This window comes from Sphingopyxis witflariensis (genome assembly GCF_002205635.1).
Lineage (GTDB): Bacteria > Pseudomonadota > Alphaproteobacteria > Sphingomonadales > Sphingomonadaceae > Sphingopyxis > Sphingopyxis witflariensis.
In genome coordinates this window covers 35,401-52,166 of the sequence record NZ_NISJ01000011.1, presented here as the reverse complement: position 1 = coordinate 52,166, position 16,766 = coordinate 35,401, and the positions used below count along the sequence as shown (strand labels likewise).

At 64.4% G+C, this 16,766-nt stretch carries 13 protein-coding genes; 9 read left to right on the top strand and 4 right to left on the bottom strand.

The window, feature by feature from the left end:
- The first annotated feature begins 78 nt into the window (after positions 1-78).
- Positions 79-1,566, top strand: coding sequence for an alpha-L-fucosidase (locus CDQ91_RS17070; protein WP_088473904.1), 1,488 nt, complete (start codon positions 79-81; stop codon positions 1,564-1,566).
- Between the two features lie 274 nt (positions 1,567-1,840).
- Complete coding sequence (locus tag CDQ91_RS17065; protein ID WP_158213711.1) at positions 1,841-2,917, top strand: MlaA family lipoprotein; 1,077 nt, start codon at positions 1,841-1,843, stop codon at positions 2,915-2,917.
- A gap of 3 nt (positions 2,918-2,920) precedes the next feature.
- On the opposite strand, the gene CDQ91_RS17060 is transcribed toward CDQ91_RS17065, so the two are convergent.
- Together CDQ91_RS17060 and CDQ91_RS17055 are read right to left on the bottom strand one after the other, a co-directional pair.
- Positions 2,921-5,194: a CaiB/BaiF CoA-transferase family protein gene (locus CDQ91_RS17060; RefSeq protein WP_088473902.1), complete on the bottom strand. Its 2,274-nt coding sequence runs from the start codon at positions 5,192-5,194 to the stop codon at positions 2,921-2,923.
- Positions 5,191-5,607: a GFA family protein gene (locus tag CDQ91_RS17055; RefSeq protein WP_201791911.1), complete on the bottom strand. Its 417-nt coding sequence runs from the start codon at positions 5,605-5,607 to the stop codon at positions 5,191-5,193. Before CDQ91_RS17055 ends, CDQ91_RS17060 begins: the two co-directional genes overlap by 4 nt.
- Positions 5,608-5,725: 118 nt before the next feature.
- Between CDQ91_RS17055 and CDQ91_RS17050 the strand changes: the two genes are divergently transcribed.
- Both CDQ91_RS17050 and CDQ91_RS17045 read left to right on the top strand, forming a co-directional pair.
- The gene (locus CDQ91_RS17050) at positions 5,726-7,138 is read left to right on the top strand and encodes an aldehyde dehydrogenase family protein (RefSeq protein WP_088473900.1); all 1,413 of its coding nucleotides are present in this window, start codon (positions 5,726-5,728) and stop codon (positions 7,136-7,138) included.
- Between the two features lies 1 nt (position 7,139).
- The gene (locus CDQ91_RS17045; RefSeq protein WP_088473899.1) at positions 7,140-8,348 is read left to right on the top strand and encodes an acyl-CoA dehydrogenase family protein; all 1,209 of its coding nucleotides are present in this window, start codon (positions 7,140-7,142) and stop codon (positions 8,346-8,348) included.
- Between the two features lie 141 nt (positions 8,349-8,489).
- On the opposite strand, the gene CDQ91_RS17040 is transcribed toward CDQ91_RS17045, so the two are convergent.
- Both CDQ91_RS17040 and CDQ91_RS17035 read right to left on the bottom strand, forming a co-directional pair.
- A complete protein-coding gene (locus tag CDQ91_RS17040) occupies positions 8,490-9,506 on the bottom strand; it encodes an acyl-CoA dehydrogenase family protein (RefSeq protein ID WP_158213710.1) in 1,017 nt (338 codons plus the stop codon).
- 1 nt (position 9,507) lies between these two features.
- Complete coding sequence (locus CDQ91_RS17035) at positions 9,508-11,124, bottom strand: GMC family oxidoreductase (RefSeq protein WP_088473897.1); 1,617 nt, start codon at positions 11,122-11,124, stop codon at positions 9,508-9,510.
- A 142-nt stretch (positions 11,125-11,266) separates the two neighbouring features.
- Here CDQ91_RS17035 and CDQ91_RS17030 point away from each other — a divergent pair, with 142 nt between their 5' ends.
- The 5 genes from CDQ91_RS17030 to CDQ91_RS17010 are packed head-to-tail and all read left to right on the top strand — an operon-like array spanning position 11,267 to position 16,763.
- The gene (locus CDQ91_RS17030; protein WP_088473896.1) at positions 11,267-12,445 is read left to right on the top strand and encodes an aromatic ring-hydroxylating oxygenase subunit alpha; all 1,179 of its coding nucleotides are present in this window, start codon (positions 11,267-11,269) and stop codon (positions 12,443-12,445) included.
- 38 nt (positions 12,446-12,483) lie between these two features.
- On the top strand, positions 12,484-13,983 hold the full coding sequence (locus CDQ91_RS17025; RefSeq protein ID WP_088473895.1) for a class I adenylate-forming enzyme family protein: 1,500 nt from the start codon (positions 12,484-12,486) through the stop codon (positions 13,981-13,983).
- On the top strand, positions 13,980-15,197 hold the full coding sequence (locus CDQ91_RS17020) for a cytochrome P450 (RefSeq protein ID WP_088473894.1): 1,218 nt from the start codon (positions 13,980-13,982) through the stop codon (positions 15,195-15,197). Before CDQ91_RS17025 ends, CDQ91_RS17020 begins: the two co-directional genes overlap by 4 nt.
- A 1-nt stretch (position 15,198) precedes the next feature.
- The gene (locus CDQ91_RS17015) at positions 15,199-15,600 is read left to right on the top strand and encodes a Zn-ribbon domain-containing OB-fold protein (RefSeq protein ID WP_088473893.1); all 402 of its coding nucleotides are present in this window, start codon (positions 15,199-15,201) and stop codon (positions 15,598-15,600) included.
- Positions 15,597-16,763 (top strand): thiolase C-terminal domain-containing protein, encoded by a 1,167-nt coding sequence (locus tag CDQ91_RS17010; RefSeq protein ID WP_088473892.1) that lies wholly within the window; start codon positions 15,597-15,599, stop codon positions 16,761-16,763. The genes CDQ91_RS17015 and CDQ91_RS17010 overlap by 4 nt, the downstream gene beginning before the upstream one ends.
- Positions 16,764-16,766: the final 3 nt, after the last annotated feature.

The following is a 16,766-nucleotide window of genomic DNA, read 5'->3' as shown; positions in this document are numbered from 1 at the left end:
ATGGCGGGATAGTGGGAGAGACAGGATGGACGGACGGCTCCGCTCGACGGGCTTATCAAAATGCGGGAGCGCCCACTGATGGCCGCCGCCGGTTCCGCGCTGTCCGATCTCAATGCGCGCGCTGTGCCTGACTGGTATCATGACGCCAAATTCGGAATTTTCATCCATTGGGGCGCCTTCGCCATTCCGGCTTTCGCCCCGCGCGGCGGCTCGATCGGCGAGGCTTTTTCCAAGGACTATGACCGCGCCGTCGCGATGGCGCCCTATACCGAATGGTATTGGAACGCGATCAAGGTACCGGGAACGCCCTCGGCCGAGTTTCACGCGGAAAATTACGGCGACGCGCCCTACACCGACTTCAAGCAGCCGTTCGAGGAAGGGCTGAAACAATGGGACCCCGCCGCTTGGGCCGAGGCGTTTCGCGACGCCGGCGCGCGCTATGTCGTGCTCGTCACCAAACATCATGACGGGCTTTGCCTCTGGCCGAGCGAAGTCGCCAACCGGCATCAGAAGGACTGGACCACCCGGCGCGATCTCGTCGGCGAACTCGCCGCAGCGGTACGCGCTGTGGGCCTGCGCTTCGGGGTCTATTATTCGGGCGGGATCGACTGGACCTTCAACCGGCGTCCGATGCGGACGCTCGGCGACTTTATCGCATCGACCCCCGGCGGCGACTATCCGGCCTATGCGATGGCGCAGGTTCGCGAACTGATCGACCGTTACGAGCCATCGGTGCTGTGGAATGACATTTCATGGCCGACCCGGCCCGGTCCCCTGTACCGCCTGTTCGCCGACTATTATCGCGCGGTGCCCGAAGGGGTGGTCAACGACCGCTGGGTCGCCGGCAGCCTGCAGCGCGACCTGCTCAAATTTCCGCCGATGCGGCGCTATGTCGATCGCAAGTTCAAAGCGGCGCTGAGCAAGCTGAGCGATGAGGATTCCAAGGGCATCATCCCGCCGCCGGTCCCGCACAGCGACTTTCGCACCCCCGAATATGCCGCCTTCGCCGAAATTCAGGTCAAGAAATGGGAAGCGACCCGCGGGATGAGCCATAGCTTCGGCTTCAACCGCAACGATAGCGAAGCCGATTATGCCAGCGCCGAAACGCTGATCCATGATTTCATCGATGCCGTGTCGCGCAACGGCAATCTGTTGCTCAACGTCGGGCCGCGCGCGACCGATGCGGGGATTCCGGGCGAACAGCTCCGCCGACTCAAGCAGTTTGGCGCCTGGCTGCGCGCGAACGGCGACGCGATTTATGGCACAAGGCCGTGGACGCAATCGGATGGCGAGACCGAATGTGGACAGGCGGTGCGCTTTACCGCCGCGCCGGGACGCGTGAATTTGATCTTCAAGGGCCCCATTTCATCCACTCAATTGGTGGTGAAGCATCTGTCCATCATGGGCACCGCCTTGCGCCTCGGCGATGGCAGTCCGGTCACCTTGCAGCGACGTGGACCGGATTTGCTGCTGACCTTCGCCGGTCCTTGCTCCGATCCGGTTGGCACTGCGGTGGCGGTGGAGGTGTCCGGTGACACCGCAAACCTCGGTGTGCCGCCGGTTTGACCCGTGCCGCCACGGCGTATCGACGATGATAATATGGTCAGCGTTCCGTGCGCTGACCGATGCACCGGGCTTGTGCAGCAGCCATGGTTTCTTTTTCCGCTTCCTTCTTGATAAGGGACGGGTAAAGCAGCTTTGTCCGCGATAGCGGGTTTAACAGCGTTGGATGGAGGGGAGGGGCGCCCTTTGGTCATGGTTTCGGGCTGACGGCCCGGGCAGGAGTTTGACATATGCGAGCGACGCTCACGAATCTCGTGATAGCGGGATTTCAGACGCGATGAGTATTACGACCGTCGCTGCGTTTCTCTTGCTGTCCGGGGCACAGCCTGCTCCTGCCGATATTGCACCCGAAAGTCTGGTAACAGTCGAACCGCGGCGGGTCGAGGCGGAGCCGGTGCCGCCGGTGGTCGTGCCAACAGTCGAAATCACCCCGCCTCCCGTTTCGGATATGCCCGCAACAGTCGGTGATGAACCGTCGGCTGAGATGCCGTCGTCGCCGGATGATATTGTGGTGACCGCACGGGGAGAGGCACCGCCGGGCGATCCGATGCAAGACGTCAATATCACGTCGTATCGAATGGTTCAGTCGGTCGACAGGGCGCTCGTCGCTCCGGTCGCCTCGGGCTATCAGGGCATCGTCCCCGAACCTGTTCGTGACGGGCTTGGCAATGCGCTGCGGAACCTGACTGAGCCCGTGAATTTCCTGAACTTTCTGTTGCAGTTCAAGATTGGCAAAGCCGTCGAGACGCTCGGCCGGTTCGTCGTCAACACGACCTTTGGCGTCGGGGGGCTTTTCGATGTCGCCAAGACGAAGCCGTTCGACCTGCCCTATCGCCGCAATGGCTTTGCCAATACATTGGGTTTTTACGGCGTCGAGCCCGGCCCCTATTTCTACCTTCCGCTTCTCGGGCCGACAACTTTGCGCGACATGGTCGGCAACAGCATCGATCTGCTCGTCGTGCCGACCACCGCCGGCGCGCCTTTCGACCGCTTGGCCTATTCGGTTCCGACAAATGTGATCAGGCAGCTCAATGAACGCATCGAAAATGATGCCGAGATCGAACGCCTGCAGGAAGAAAGCCTGGATCCTTACGTCGAAACGCGCACCCTCTATCTCGAAATGCGCCAGCGCGAAATCGACGCGCTGAAGGGCAAGAGCCGCGACGCCGTCGTTGCTGCTCCCCAAGCCGAAACCACGGTCCGTCCGGCCGAACCCTTGTCTGGTCCCGCAATCCCCCTTGCAGGGGAGCCGACGGGAACTGAAACGCCGAAGGCGGACGACATGCCTTCGCTTTCAGCCAGCACCAATGCCGACATGCTTCGCGATGTTCCGGTGCCGGCCACTGTGGAATAGGCGCTACCGGACTGTGGCCGCGTCTCTTGTATCGTGCCCGACTTTCGCAAGATGCTTTTGAATTTGCGATAGTTCGGACTGGCTGACGGGATGAAGGATTCCCTCTTCGATCAGGCGGGCCATGTCTTCGCCATCCCGATCGAGCCATTCCGGGATAATGGCGCCGGTCTGCTCTCCCATCAGGGGGGCAGGGGCGGGCGACAGCACCGGCTGGTCGCGATGCCGGGCGGCGCGGCGTTCCGATACAACCGGGTCGGCCAGATGGGGATGGGCGTCGCGGCGATAGCAGTCGCGTTCGCGGGCATAGACGGAATCGGGAAGGTCGGCGACGCGCAGCATCGGCGCCGCAGCGATTCCGGCGGCCTGCAAGGCGCGGGCGCTATCCATGGCGTCGCGGGCGGCGATCCATTCGGCCAGCCGGTCATGCAGATCGGACGGCTGCTTGCCCAGGATCGCCTCCAGCTTCGCCTCGTCGCCCGCGCCGCGGATCGTGACGACGCACCATTCATCGTCTCCGGCGGCGGGAAACAGAATGGAGGCGCCGCACGGTTGGCCGCTCGATTCGGGCAGGTCGCGCGCCACCAGATGCGATGCGAACTGCGCCAGCATCACCTCGGCCTGCGAGACGCTGGCGACCCCGCCTCTCCCGGTGCGTTCGCGGCGGATGAGCAGTGCGACCGCGCCCAGCGCGCTCACCCGGCCCGCGACATGGTCGGGATAGACCGTCACGGCGTCACTGAAGCTGTCGGGATCATCGTCATAGCGCCACATCGCGGTCAGGCCGGTCGCGGCGCGTACCAGCGGGCCATAGCCCAGCCGCTTCGCCCACGGCCCGGTCGGCCCGAACGCCGAACTATCGGCCATCACCAGCCGCGAGTTGGTCGCGGCGAGCAGGTCGGGGCCGATGCCGAGCGAATCCAGCGTGCCGGGCTTGAAATTCGACAGCAGCACGTCGGCCTGTTTCACCAGATCGAGGAACAGCGCGCGGCCCTTTTCGTGCCGCAGGTCGAGCCCCAGGCTGCGCTTGCCCCGGTGCCCCGCGGCAAAGCTCGTCGACAGGCCATAGGGCAGATAGGATTGGCGCGATCCGTCGGGAAAGGCCGCGCTTTCGACCTTGATGACGTCGGCGCCGCCATCGGCGAACATCCGTCCTGCCTCGGCGCCCACGACGATGACGCCGAGGTCGAGCACTTTCAGCCCTTCAAAGGGCAGGGCCATCGCCGCCGTTCCCGATACCGGGGGCGCCGCTGCGGCAGTTTCGCCCTGCGGACCCATGCGCGTGCCATCGATAGTGAGGACGCCATTGGGCAGCGTCACGCGGCGGCTGTCGGCGAGGGTGATTTCGGTGAGCGCGTTTCGCGCCGCGACCTGTTCGCTTGCCGCAAATTCGGCGAAGCTCAACATCGCCGCGATGGGAACGCCATGCGCCTGACCCTCGGCCTCGAGGTCGGCGCGCAACCGCGGTGCAAAGAACGCGCCCAGTGCCGCCCGCAATTCTTCCGACTGCTGGCGGACGTTCATCTTCGCAAATTCGGGCGCCGCAAAGGCTGCGGGTTCGCCCATCCAGCGGAACATGCCCTGCCACTGGCGCGGCGCGAGCAGGCAAATGCGGATCTGGCCGTCGGCGCAGGCAAAAATCGGATATTGCGTGCCCTTCGCGGGCCGGTCGCGCGACAGCAGATGCGCGGGGCGCCCCATCGTCGCGCTGCCGTTGATGCCATAGCCGGGGTCGAGCGCCTGCATCGCACCGTCGAGCGCCGAAAAATCGATGAGGTCGCCGCGTCCCGAACGCAGCGCGCGATAATAGGCGGCGGCCAACACATAAGCGCCCTGCGACGCCGCGCATTGCCACGCGAGTTCGCCCGGCGGCAACAGCGGCGCCCGGCCGCGAATGCCCGATCGCGACAGCCCGCCCGACAGCGCGTGGAGCACCGCGTCGCTCGCCTGCCAGTCGCTGAGGCTGTTGCCAGTGCCGAAATCGCTGACGTGCATCAGGACGAGCGCCGGGTTGGCCGCGGCCAGCTCGGCATAGTCTAGCGGCGCTTCGGGCAGCGCGACGATGATGTCGGCGGCCCGCAAGACTTCGCTGCTCAGCGCTTCGGCATGGACAATTTTTCCGGCATTGGCGGCGATATCGGCGGCATCGGGCGCCGCCGGCGGCGGCACGAAGCGATCGACGCGCGCGCCGAGTTCGGCGAGATAGCGAGTGATTGGTGCCATCGGACCCGCGACCAGATCGACGATGCGCACCCCCGACAGCGGGCGATCGACGCTCATGGCGCGTTGCGCTCAAATTGCGGCAGGCCGGCGGGAATTTCGACCCATGGCAGCGCCGAGGCGGTCCACACATGCACTGCGGGTGTGAAGCGCGCCGGATCGTCGGCGGTGCCCGCCTTGACGATTGCGATCTTGGGCGATGCCGCCGACAAGGACTGGATCGGCGAACTGCAGGTCGCGCAGAACTGGCGAAGGACCGGGGCGCCGCTTTCGGTGTCGCGATCCTCATAGGTGGTAAGCTCGCCGGTCAGCTCCATCGCATCGGCGCGCACCACGATATTGACCGAAAAGGCGCTGCCCGACTGGCGGCGGCAATTGCTGCAATGACAGACCGCAACCGCCAGCGGGGCGCCCGCCACGCGGTATCGCACCGATCCGCAATTGCATCCGCCTTCGATTTCAGCCTCCGACACCGTCATTCTCCCGTTGCGCTTTTCTGGTTGCGCTTTTATCTAACGCCATTAGTTTGTAAAGTCCGTATGGACGACCAGGCCTTGTGATAAGCGGGCCGGCAATGTGGTGGAGAGACGAATGAGCGACAATCTTGCGATGACGATCGACGGACATGCGGTCCATGCGGCCGCGACGATCGATGTGCGCAATCCGGCGACAGGTGAAGTTTTCGCTCAGGCGCCCGATGCCACCGCTGCCGACCTCGACGCGGCGGTCGCCGCCGCAACGCGCGCTTTCCCCGCGTGGCGCGATACCCCGATCGCCGACCGCAAGGCGTGTCTCGTCAAGGCCGCCGACATCATCGACGCGCATGCCGACGAACTCGCGGCGTTGTTCGTCCGCGAACAGGGGCGCCCGCTCCCCGGCGCCAAGGCCGAAATCCGCGGCGCCGCGATGTGGCTGAAGGCGACGACAATGCTCGATATCCCGGTCGACGTCACCGAGGACAGCGACACCCGCCGGGTCGAGGTCCACCATGTGCCGCTCGGCGTGGTGTGCGGGATCGTGCCGTGGAATTTCCCGGTGCTGCTCGCGTCGTGGAAGATCGGCCCGGCGCTGATGGCGGGCAATACGCTCGTGCTCAAACCCTCGCCCTTCACCCCGCTCTGCACGCTGCGCATCGGCGAATTGATCCGCGACGTCTTCCCGGCGGGGGTCTTCAACATCATCTGCGGCGGTGACGCACTCGGCCCGCTGATGACCGCGCACCCGGGCTTCGCCAAGATCAGCTTCACCGGATCGACCGCGACCGGGCGCCGCGTGATGGAGTCGGCGGCGAAGGATTTGAAGCGGATTACGCTCGAACTCGGCGGAAATGATGCCGCGATCGTTCTGCCCGATGTCGATGTCGACGCGGTCGCGGCGCAATTGTTCGAGGGCGCCTTCCACAACACCGCGCAAGTCTGCGTCGCGACCAAGCGCCTGTATATCCACGCCGATATCTACGACCAGCTGCGCGACCGCCTCCACCAACTGGCGAAGGAACTCCCCGTCGGCGACGGCGCAGAGCAGGGCAATCGCTACGGCCCGGTCCAGAACGAACCCCAATACCGCCGCGTCCGAGCCCTCCTCGACGATGCGCGCGCCAAGGGACTGACATTGCTCGAAGGCGGCCCGGTTCCCGATGTAGGCTATTTCGTCCCGCTGACTCTCGTCGACAATCCGCCCGAAGATAGCCGTGTCGTCGTCGAGGAAGCATTTGGCCCGGTGCTGCCGCTGCTGAAATTCGATAATGTTGACGATGTTATCATGCGCGCTAACGACAGCGAATATGGCCTCGCGGGCGCGGTTTGGTCGGCCGATATCGCGGCGGCGACCGCGATCGCGCACCGGCTCGACACCGGGACAGTCTGGATCAATCAGAATCTGCAATCGACCCCCTTCACCCCGCTCGCGGGCGCAAAACAGTCGGGCTTTGGACAGGAAAATGGCGTTCCCGGCCTGCTCGAATTCACGCGGCCCAAGGCGATCTTTATCCCGAAGGCGGGGTGACATGGCGCAGCTGAGCCCCGCCGACGAAGCGTTCCGGGACGAAGTCCGCGCCTTCTTCGCCGTCGAACTGACCCCCGAGCTTCGCCGCGCGGGCCAGCTGATGACGAGCGTCTATGCCGACCATGAATCGCAAATGGCGTGGCAGGCCAAGCTTCACGCCAAAGGCTGGGCCGCGCCCGCCTGGCCGACCGAATATGGCGGCTGCGACTGGAGCGTCGTTCAGCATCATATTTTCGCCAGCGAGCGCGTCCGCGCGGGCGCGCCGCCGGTGTCGCCAATGGGGATCAAGATGTGCGGCCCCGCGATCATCGGTTTCGGGACCGACGAACAAAAGGCCTTCTTCCTGCCGCGCATGCTGTCGGGCGAACATTTCTGGTGCCAGGGCTATTCCGAGCCCGGCGCGGGGTCGGACCTCGCCGCTTTGCAGATGAAGGCGGTCCGCGACGGCGATGATCTGATCTGCACCGGCACCAAAATCTGGACGACCCACGCCAATGTCGCGAACTGGATCTTCTGCCTCGTCCGCACGACGAGAGCGGAGCGCAAGCAACAGGGCATCACCTTCCTGCTGATCGACATGACGTCGCCGGGGGTCGAGGTCCGCCCGATCATCATGGCGTCGGGCGAGCATATCCAGAACGAGATTTTCTTCGACAATGTCCGTGTGCCGGTCGCGAATATATTGGGTGAAATCGACCAGGGCTGGACCGTCGCCAAATATCTGCTCGAATTCGAACGCGGGGGCAGCGCCTATGCGCCCGAGATCGAGGTCGGACTGGACGAGCTGGCACAGCAGGTCGCCGCGCAGCCTGCGGGGCCAGCGCGCGCGCTGCTCGACGCGCGGATTGCCGAGGCGCGCATCCGCTGCGACATTCTCGCGCGGCTCGAGAGCGACATTCTTTCGCGCCTGTCGGCGGGGTCGCCGGCGGGAACCGACGCCTCGATGATGAAGATCCTCGGCACCGAATTGCAACAGTGCGTGACCGAATTGGCGCTCGAAGCAGCCGGGCCGCTGGCGCGCGCCTTCCAGCCCGGTGTCGCAATGCCCGGCGGGCCGATCCCCGGCCTGATCGCCGACGATTATTGCAGCGGAGAAGTGTGGCAGGCGATCGCGCCGCTCCACTATCTCAACGAACGCGCGAGCACGATCTACGCCGGGACGAACGAGATTCAGCGCAACATATTGGCGAAGGCCGAGCTGGGGATTTAGCCACAATCAATCCTCCCTGTGCCGAAGGCATGAAGAGGGGGACCGTCCGCGAAGCGGATGGTGGAGGGACCGCGCCATAGCCCCTCCGTCAGCGGCTGCGCCGCTGCCACCTCCCCATCGCTGCGCGACAGGGAGGAGCTGTCAACTTAGGGCTATATACCGCGCCAGATGTTCATCGCGCGTCCCAAACTCGCTTTCGATCACCGTCAGCCGTTTGAATAGCGCCGACACCGGCAGTTCCTCGGTCATCCCCATGCCGCCGTGCAATTGCACCGCATTTTGCCCGACGAACCGCCCCGCATCGGCAATCGTGACCTTCGCGGCGCTGATCGCTTTCGCGCGCGCGGCGGCTTCCAGATCGAGCGCATCGGCAGCGAGTGCGGCGGCGGCGGCGGCGCGGCGCGCCTCGATGTGCATATCGACCAGCCGGTGCTGCACCGCCTGAAAACTTGAAATCGCCTGCCCAAACTGTTCGCGCTGACGACAATAGTCGCGGGTGTCGGTGACCAACCGCGCCATGATCGCGGCGGCTTCGGCAGCGATGGCGGCGGCGCCCAGATCGAGGATTTCGGCAATGTCGTTGGGGGTCAGCGCAAGCCGCGCGGCCGCGGGCAGCGATACGTCGTCGAGCAAAATGTCGGCGGCGCGCCGCCCGTCGATCGTCGGATAGGCCTTCATCGCGACTGCATCGCGGGGTAGCAGAAAGGCGGCCACACCTTCGATGGCCTCTGCGGTGGCGATCACGGCATCGGCCTCGGCCGCACCGATCGCGAGCAGCTTGCCGCCCGACAGGCGCCAGCCATTGCTGTCGGCTTCTGCGCGCGCCGCATCCTTGTCGTCGAGCCACGCGAACGCCAGCTTCGCTTCGCCGCGCGCGATACGCGGCAGCCATGCGGCCGCATGCTCGCCTTCGGCGCGGTCGAGCAATACGCCCGCCAGCAACACGCATTCGAGATAGGGCAGGGCGGTCGCCCGTTCGCCCAGCGTTTCGAGCACGGCAAACCCGTCGCGCGGCGCGAGGCCCAGCCCGCCATGCGCTTGCGAAAAGGGCAGGCCGAGGACGCCGGCGTCGGCGAGCGCCTGCCAGCCGTCATCGCCGGACTTCATGCCGTCGAACCGCGCGCCCAGCGCGTCCTTCAATTCACTCGTCATGCTCATCTCAACCCGCCTTTGTTTGCGGCGCATCGCGCAGGATGATGTCGGCGGCGCGCCACGCCATCGCCATCGTCGGGCCATTGGTGTTGCCCGACGGGATTGCGGGCATGATCGACGTGTCGATCACCCGCACCCCCTCGATACCGCGCACTTTGAGGGAGGGATCGACCACCGACGCGGTATCTTTGCCCATGCGGCAACTGCCGACGGCATGATAGCCGCAGGTGCCGAAACGGTCGTAAGCGTCCATGATCTCGGCATCGCTTTCGAACGCGGGGCCAGGCATCGTCTCGCAGTCGATCATCGCGGCGAGCGGCGCCTGGCTCGCATAATCGCGCATCACCCGCACCGCGCCGATCATCGCCGCGCGATCCTCTTCGGTTGACCGGTAATTGGGCTGGAAGCTTGCGGCTGCATCGGGATCGCGCGTCGCGATATGGATGCTGCCGCGCGATGTCGGGCGCAGCGGATAGACGACGGCGTTGATCCCCGGATGCTTCTCCAGCGCGGTGCGCTGCTTTTCCATATCAAAGCTGAACGGCGCGATCAGCATTTGCGCGTCGGGGCGGTTGAGCCCCGGCCGCGTCTTGAACCAGCCGCCGATCTCATAGGCCGCCGCCGCCATCGGGCCGTCGCCGGTGAGGTAATAGCGCAAGCTTGCGAGCAGCAGCCGCCAGCCACCGAACACCCGGTTCTGCGACAAGGCCGCCTTGGTGAGTTTCCACTGCAGAATGATCCCCCGATGCTCGATCAGGCCTTCGCCGACCGCCGGATTGTGATGGACGACCGGGATGCCCAGCGCGGCGAGACGGCTTTCATCGCCGACCCCCGATCGTTCGAGGATCGCGGGGCTCGCCATCGCGCCGCCGCAGACGATGACTTCATGGCCCGCGTCGATCCGCTCGCGCGCGGCCTTGTGGACGACCTCGACCCCGACCGCGCGCGTGCCGGCGAACAGGATGCGATCGACGGTGCGGTCGGTCAGGACGGTGAGGTTGGGGCGCTTCTCGGCGGGCCGCAGGAAGGCCTGCGCCGCGCTCTGGCGCTTGCCCTTGAAGATGGTGCGCGGGGTATAGCCGATCGCGACCTGATCGTCGGGAGCGTTGACGTCGGCCTTGCGCGTCCAGCCCATCGCTTCGCCCGCCGCGACCTGCGCGTCGGAAACCGGCATGCGCTGCGTCGGCATCGACACCTTCAGCGGCCCCGCATCGCCGCGCGTCTCGTCTCCGCCCAGTTCGTGACTTTCCAGCGCGCGGTAAGCGGCGCCGATATGCTCCCAGCTCCAGTCCTTGCTCGACTGTTCGGCGATCGCGTCGAAATCGGCGGGCTGGCCGCGCACATACATCATCCCGTTGACCGAGGTCGATCCGCCGAGCACGCGCCCGCGCACCCAGGCTTCGGACTGGCCCGCGGTCGCGGCTTCGGGCTCGCTCATATGGACCCACAGATGCTTGGGGTCCTGCATCACCTTGGCCAGCCCCTTGGGCATCGAAATGAACGGATGGCGGTCGCGCGGCCCCGCTTCGATCAACGCGACGCGGATCGCCGGATTTTCGGAGAGGCGATAGGCCAGAACACAGCCCGCCGCCCCGGCGCCGCAGATGACATAATCGAAGCGCATACACTCTTCCCTTTGATCTGCCGGTATTTTTCCGGTCCATCCTATCGAACGGAGCCCGTCGATACGCTCTTCATAAAAAACTATTGTCATTAGGTAAAGGGTCGAATAGGGTCAGGCCACGATAAGGAGAGGAATCGTCGATATGAGCGATGTTGCAGACGTTGCGCGCCCCGCCCGCAAGGTGACGACGCTGGCTGAACTGACGCCCAGCCAGATTGAGGCGATCCGCAAAATCCCGGCCGAGAAGGACGCCGTCGTCGTCCCCTTCGGCGCGACGCGTCCTAATGCGATCTTCACCGGCCGCGAACGCTTCGACCTCGAACAGGAAAAAATCTTCCGTCGCTATCCGGTCCCGGTCACGGTATCGGCGCTGCTCGAACCCGGCAGCGTTGTGGCGAACGACAGCTATGGCGTCCCGATGCTCGTCTCGCGTACCCGCGACGGCACGATCAAGGCGTTCATCAACGCCTGTCAGCACAAGGGATCGAAGATCATCGAGGATTGCGCGGTCCACAAACAGGGCCGCATGACCTGTCCCTATCATGCCTGGACCTATGGCATCGACGGCAAGCTGATCGGCGTGTCGCGGAGCGAGGCGTTCGAGGGCCTCGACAAGAGTCAGCGCGGGCTTGTCGAACTCGAAGCGCGCGAGTGGGGCGGGATCGTCTATGTCCAGCTCAATCGCGACATAGCCGCCGACTGGTCGCAGCTGTCGAGCCAGGTCGCCGAGGACTTTACCGCGATCGGCATCCCCGCTGCGCATGTCTATGGCCGCAAGGCGTTTGACCTCAAGGCGAACTGGAAGGTCGTGCTCGAACCCTTTCTCGAGGGCTATCATGTCCAGCGGCTCCACGCGGCTTCGATCGGCGACAAATTCCAGGACGCACCGAACATCGTCGATATGTTCGGGCCCAATATCCGTCAGGTATCGGGGCGCATCGGTTATGTCCCCGAAATGCTCGACGAGGATGCGGGGGCGAATGTCCACAAGCTGGTGACCCACGCCTATACGGCTTTCCCCAACTGTGTCGTCATCACCAGCCAATATTATACCAGCATCATGCTGCTCATGCCGCGCGACGCCGACCGGACGGTGGTCGAATATTTCATGCTGACCCCGGGGCCGGCGACGACGCCGAAGGCCGAGGAAGTGTTCGCGCGCTCCTACGAACTGATCCTCGGTGTTTTCGGCAACGAGGATTTCCGCGCTGCGGAGATCAGCCAGGCGGGCCTCAATGCGGGCGTGCCTGAAGCAACCATCTATTGCGGGCTCGAGACGAATATTGTCCGCTATTATGAAGCGATCGAAGCGCTGCTGTAATTGGCAAACCGGCGACAGACCGGATGGAGAGGGATTATATGGCGCAAACCTTGTCGAGCGCGATTGCATGGTGGGCGCGAATGCGTCCTGACCAGCCCGCCGTGGTGCTAGGCGGCGATCGGCTGAGCTATGGCGATTACAAGCGCTGGTCCGACCGCGTTGCCGCGATGCTGGAGGCCGACGGGCTGCAACCCGGCGACCGCGTCGCGATTTGCGCGGCCAACAGCCTTGCCTATTGCGCGCTGATCATGGGGGTCATCCGCGCGGGCGGGATAGTCAATCCGGTCAATTTTCGCTTCACCCCGCGCGAAATCCGCGATCTGTGCGAAACGAGCGAGCCGCGCTTTGCCTTCGCCGCGCCCGAGTTTGTGGGCAATATGACCGCCGCCGGCCTCGAGCCGCGTCCGATGGCCGAGGTCGAGGCGCTGCGCCACGGCGACCCAGGCAAGGTCGCGCATGATCCCGATCCCGATGCACCGGTCGTCATCATCGCGACCAGCGGCTCGACGGCGAAGCCCAAGGGCGTCGTCTATACCAATCGTTCGATGACCGCCTATGCCGCGAACTGGGCGCTTGAGGAAACCGCCTCGTCGCCGGGCGCGCGCGTCATCAGCCTCGCACCCCTCAACACCTCGGCGGGTTTCGTCCAGCTGATCCATTATACGACGCAGGGCTGCACCATCTTCATGGAACCCGCCTTCGTTCCCGAGGCGATGCTGCGCCTGTTGCAGGATGAGAAGATCAACTGCTTCGGCGCGGTGCCGACCTTTTTCGAGGCCATCGCGCGCTGCGATGGCTTTGCCGACGCCGATCTGTCGTCGATCCGCCTTGCGACCGCGGGCGGGGCGCGGGTCAGCCGTCAATTGCTCGACGCCTATAAGGCGAAGGGCATCACGATCCGGCAAATCTATGGCCAGACTGAAGTCGGTGGCAATGCGACGATGATGCCCGAACATCTCGCGCTGGAAGAGCCGGAGAAATGCGGCTGGGGCGGCATCTTCATGGAGTTGCGCGTCGTGCGTCCCGACGGAAGCGATTGTGATCCCGGTGAGGCGGGCGAGATACTGATGCGTTCGCCCGGCATGATGCAGGGCTATTGGCGCAACCCCGAAGAGACTGCGAAGGTCATCAAGCGGGGCTGGCTTCATTCGGGCGACATCGGAACGCTCGACGAGCGCGGCTTGCTGACCTTCGTCGATCGGCTCAAGGATTTGATCATTTCGGGCGGGCTCAACATTTCGGCCGCTGAAGTCGAGCGGGTGGTGTGCGAATTTCCTGGCATCGTCGAGGCGCTCGCGATTGCGGCGCCCGACGCGAAGTTCGGCGAGACCCCGTTTGTCGTCTATCACGCTGCGGCCGAGGTCGATGTCGCGGCGCTGATCGCGCACTGCAACTGCAATCTCTCGAACTATAAGGTGCCGCGCTACGTCGCCTTTTCGCCCGAACCCTTGCCGCGTCTCGCGACCGGGAAATTGTCGAAGCCGGCGGTGCGCGAAGCCTATGCCGGCGCCCATGAACATATGGAGCGCGTACGATGACCGCACCCCTTGCTGCCGGTTCGCCAGTGCCGCCGCATATTGCACCGCATCTGGTGTTCGATTTCGACATTTATGCCGATCCGCGCATCGGTGAGGATGTGCAGGGCAGCTATGCCACCGCGTTGGCCGACGCACCCGATATCTTCTGGACCCGGCTCAACGGCGGCCATTGGATCGTCAAAAGCTTTGACGCGATTAGTCAGGTCGTCCTCGATTTCGAGCATTTTTCGGTCCGCGAAATGCAGATTCCGCGTGTCGAAAACCCGCCCTTCTTCATCCCGCTGAGCCTCGATCCGCCCGAAAACTTGCCGTATCGCAAGGCAATGATGCCGATGTTCGGACCGAACGCGATCAAGGCGCTCGAACCGCGCATCCGCGAATGGGCGGCCGAACTGGTCGAGGCGGTTGCTGCGAAGGGCGCATGCGACTTTCAGGCTGATGTGTCGAAAATCTTTCCGGTCAGCGTGTTCATGGAATTGATGGGCATGGACCTGTCACGGCTTCAGGATTTCCGCCATCTCGCCGAAAATTTCTTCTCGGCGCAGAATGACGAAGCCGAATTGGGCCGTCTCAGCGCACTGATCCTCGGTGAACTCAAAGCGCTGATCGCGGCGAAAAAAGCCGCGCCCGATGACAAGCTGATGTCGCATTTCATCCAGGTCGATGTCGGCGACCGGACGATGAGCGACGACGAGATTTTGGCGATGAGCTTCGTGCTCTTCCTCGGCGGCATGGACACGGTGACCAATGTGACCGGCTTTGCCTTTCAGCAGCTCGCGCAAATGCCCGACGTGCAGGCGCGGCTTGCCGCGGACCGGTCGCTGATCCCCGCCTTCACCGACGAAGCGATACGCCTCTACGGGGTCGTCAACACGCCGCGGCTGGTGGTCAAGGATCGCGACATCGGCGAGGCGAAGTTTCGCGAGGGCGAGATGCTGCTCAACATCCTTTGCCTCGGCAGCCGCGATCCGGCGAAATTCGCGTCACCTAACGCCTTTGACCTCGATCGCAAAAAGACCGCGCATCTGACCTTCTCATCGGGACCGCATCTGTGCATCGGCCATGTCCTGGGGCGCGCCGAATTGCGTATCCTGACCGAGGAGTGGGTGAAGCGCATCCCCGCCTTTCGCGCGACACCCGGCGAACGCCATGCCTTTCGTATCGGCACGGTGATGGCGCTCGAATCCTTGCCCATCGAATGGAATCCAGCCTGATATGTTGTTGATCGACGGCGCCGACGCGCCTTATTGGAATGGCCTCGCCGACGGCGCCCTGATGCTGCCGCGCTGTGAGGCTTGCGGCACCTGGCTGTGGCCGGCGAGCGACCGATGCGGCTCTTGTGGCAGCATCCAGGTCGCGTGGATCGAACGCGCGATGACGGGCACGATATTCTCCTGGACACGAACCTGGCATCGCTTTGGCTTTACCGAAGCGCTCGACCTGCCGTTCGTGTCGATCGTCGCCACCGTCGATGATTGCGATATCCGCCTGCTTGGGCGGCTCGACGATCCCGATCAGCTCGACCCGCAGATTGGCGAGGCGATCAGCGGCCGTATCGGCAGCACGCGCGTCGAAAACCGCGACATTCCCACGATCATCTGGAGCCGCAACGCATGACCCCGCTCTATGGCAGCACCGCCGTCGCGGGCATTGGCGTGCGGCAGTATAAGCGCGGCACATCGCCGCTTCCCGAACGCGGCGTTCTGACTCAGGCTGTGATCGACGCCTGCGCCGACGCGGGCTTCGACCCCGCCGATGTCGACGGCTTCGTCTCTTATGGCGACGACCATAACGAACCCGTGCGGTTGATGTCCGATCTCGGCACGCGCGAGCTTAAATGGTCGAGCATGGTCTGGGGCGGCGGGGGCGGCGGCATCGCCGGCGCATTCGGGTTGGCTGCGGCGGCAATCATATCGGGACAGGCGAGCGCGGTCATCGTCTTCCGGGCGCTGGTCGAAGGATCGAGCGGGCGCTTGTCGGCGGCGGTGATGGCGCATCACCTCAACGATCATATGCTCGCGGCGGGCATCGTTGCGCCGGCACAGGTCTGCGCGATCCGCGCCAACCGGATGTACGAGCATCATGGCGTTTCGCGCGCGGTCGCCGAGGAACTGGTCCGCGCTTCCTATTATCATGGATCGCGCAATCCCGATGCGGTGGCCTATGGCCGCGAGCTTGATCTCGACGCGATGCGAAACTCGCGCTGGATCGCCGAGCCCTTCCGTCTGTTCGATTGCAGCCGTGAAAATGACGGGGCAGGGGCTTTCTTGATGGTGTCGGCCGAACGCGCGCGCGACCTGAAAAAGCCGCCGGTCTATCTGCTCGGCTGCGCCAACGGCGCCGAAAAGGGCTGGGGCGACCTGCTCGAAAATGACGATGAGGCGCTCTATCCGACCGCCGGCTTCCGCCCGATCGCGCGGCGGCTCTATGCCGATACCGGGCTGTCACCCGCCGATATCGACGTCGTCCAGCTTTACGAGAATTTCAGCGCCCAAGGCGTCGCGTCGCTCATCGACCATGGCTTTTGCACCTATGAAAATGTCGCCGAGGTCATCCGCTTCGACAATCTGATCGCGCCGACCGGCAAGCTGCCGGCCAACACCGGCGGCGGAAATTTCGCGCAAGGCTTCATCCACGGCATCGGAACCGCGATCGAGGCGGTGAAGCAATTGCGCGGGGAGTCGGCGAACCCGGTGCCCGACGCGAAAATCGGTCTGCTCGCGGGTGGTCCCGGTGCGCCGACGGTCAGCTCGGCGATCTTCGGCAATATCGTCCCATAGGGG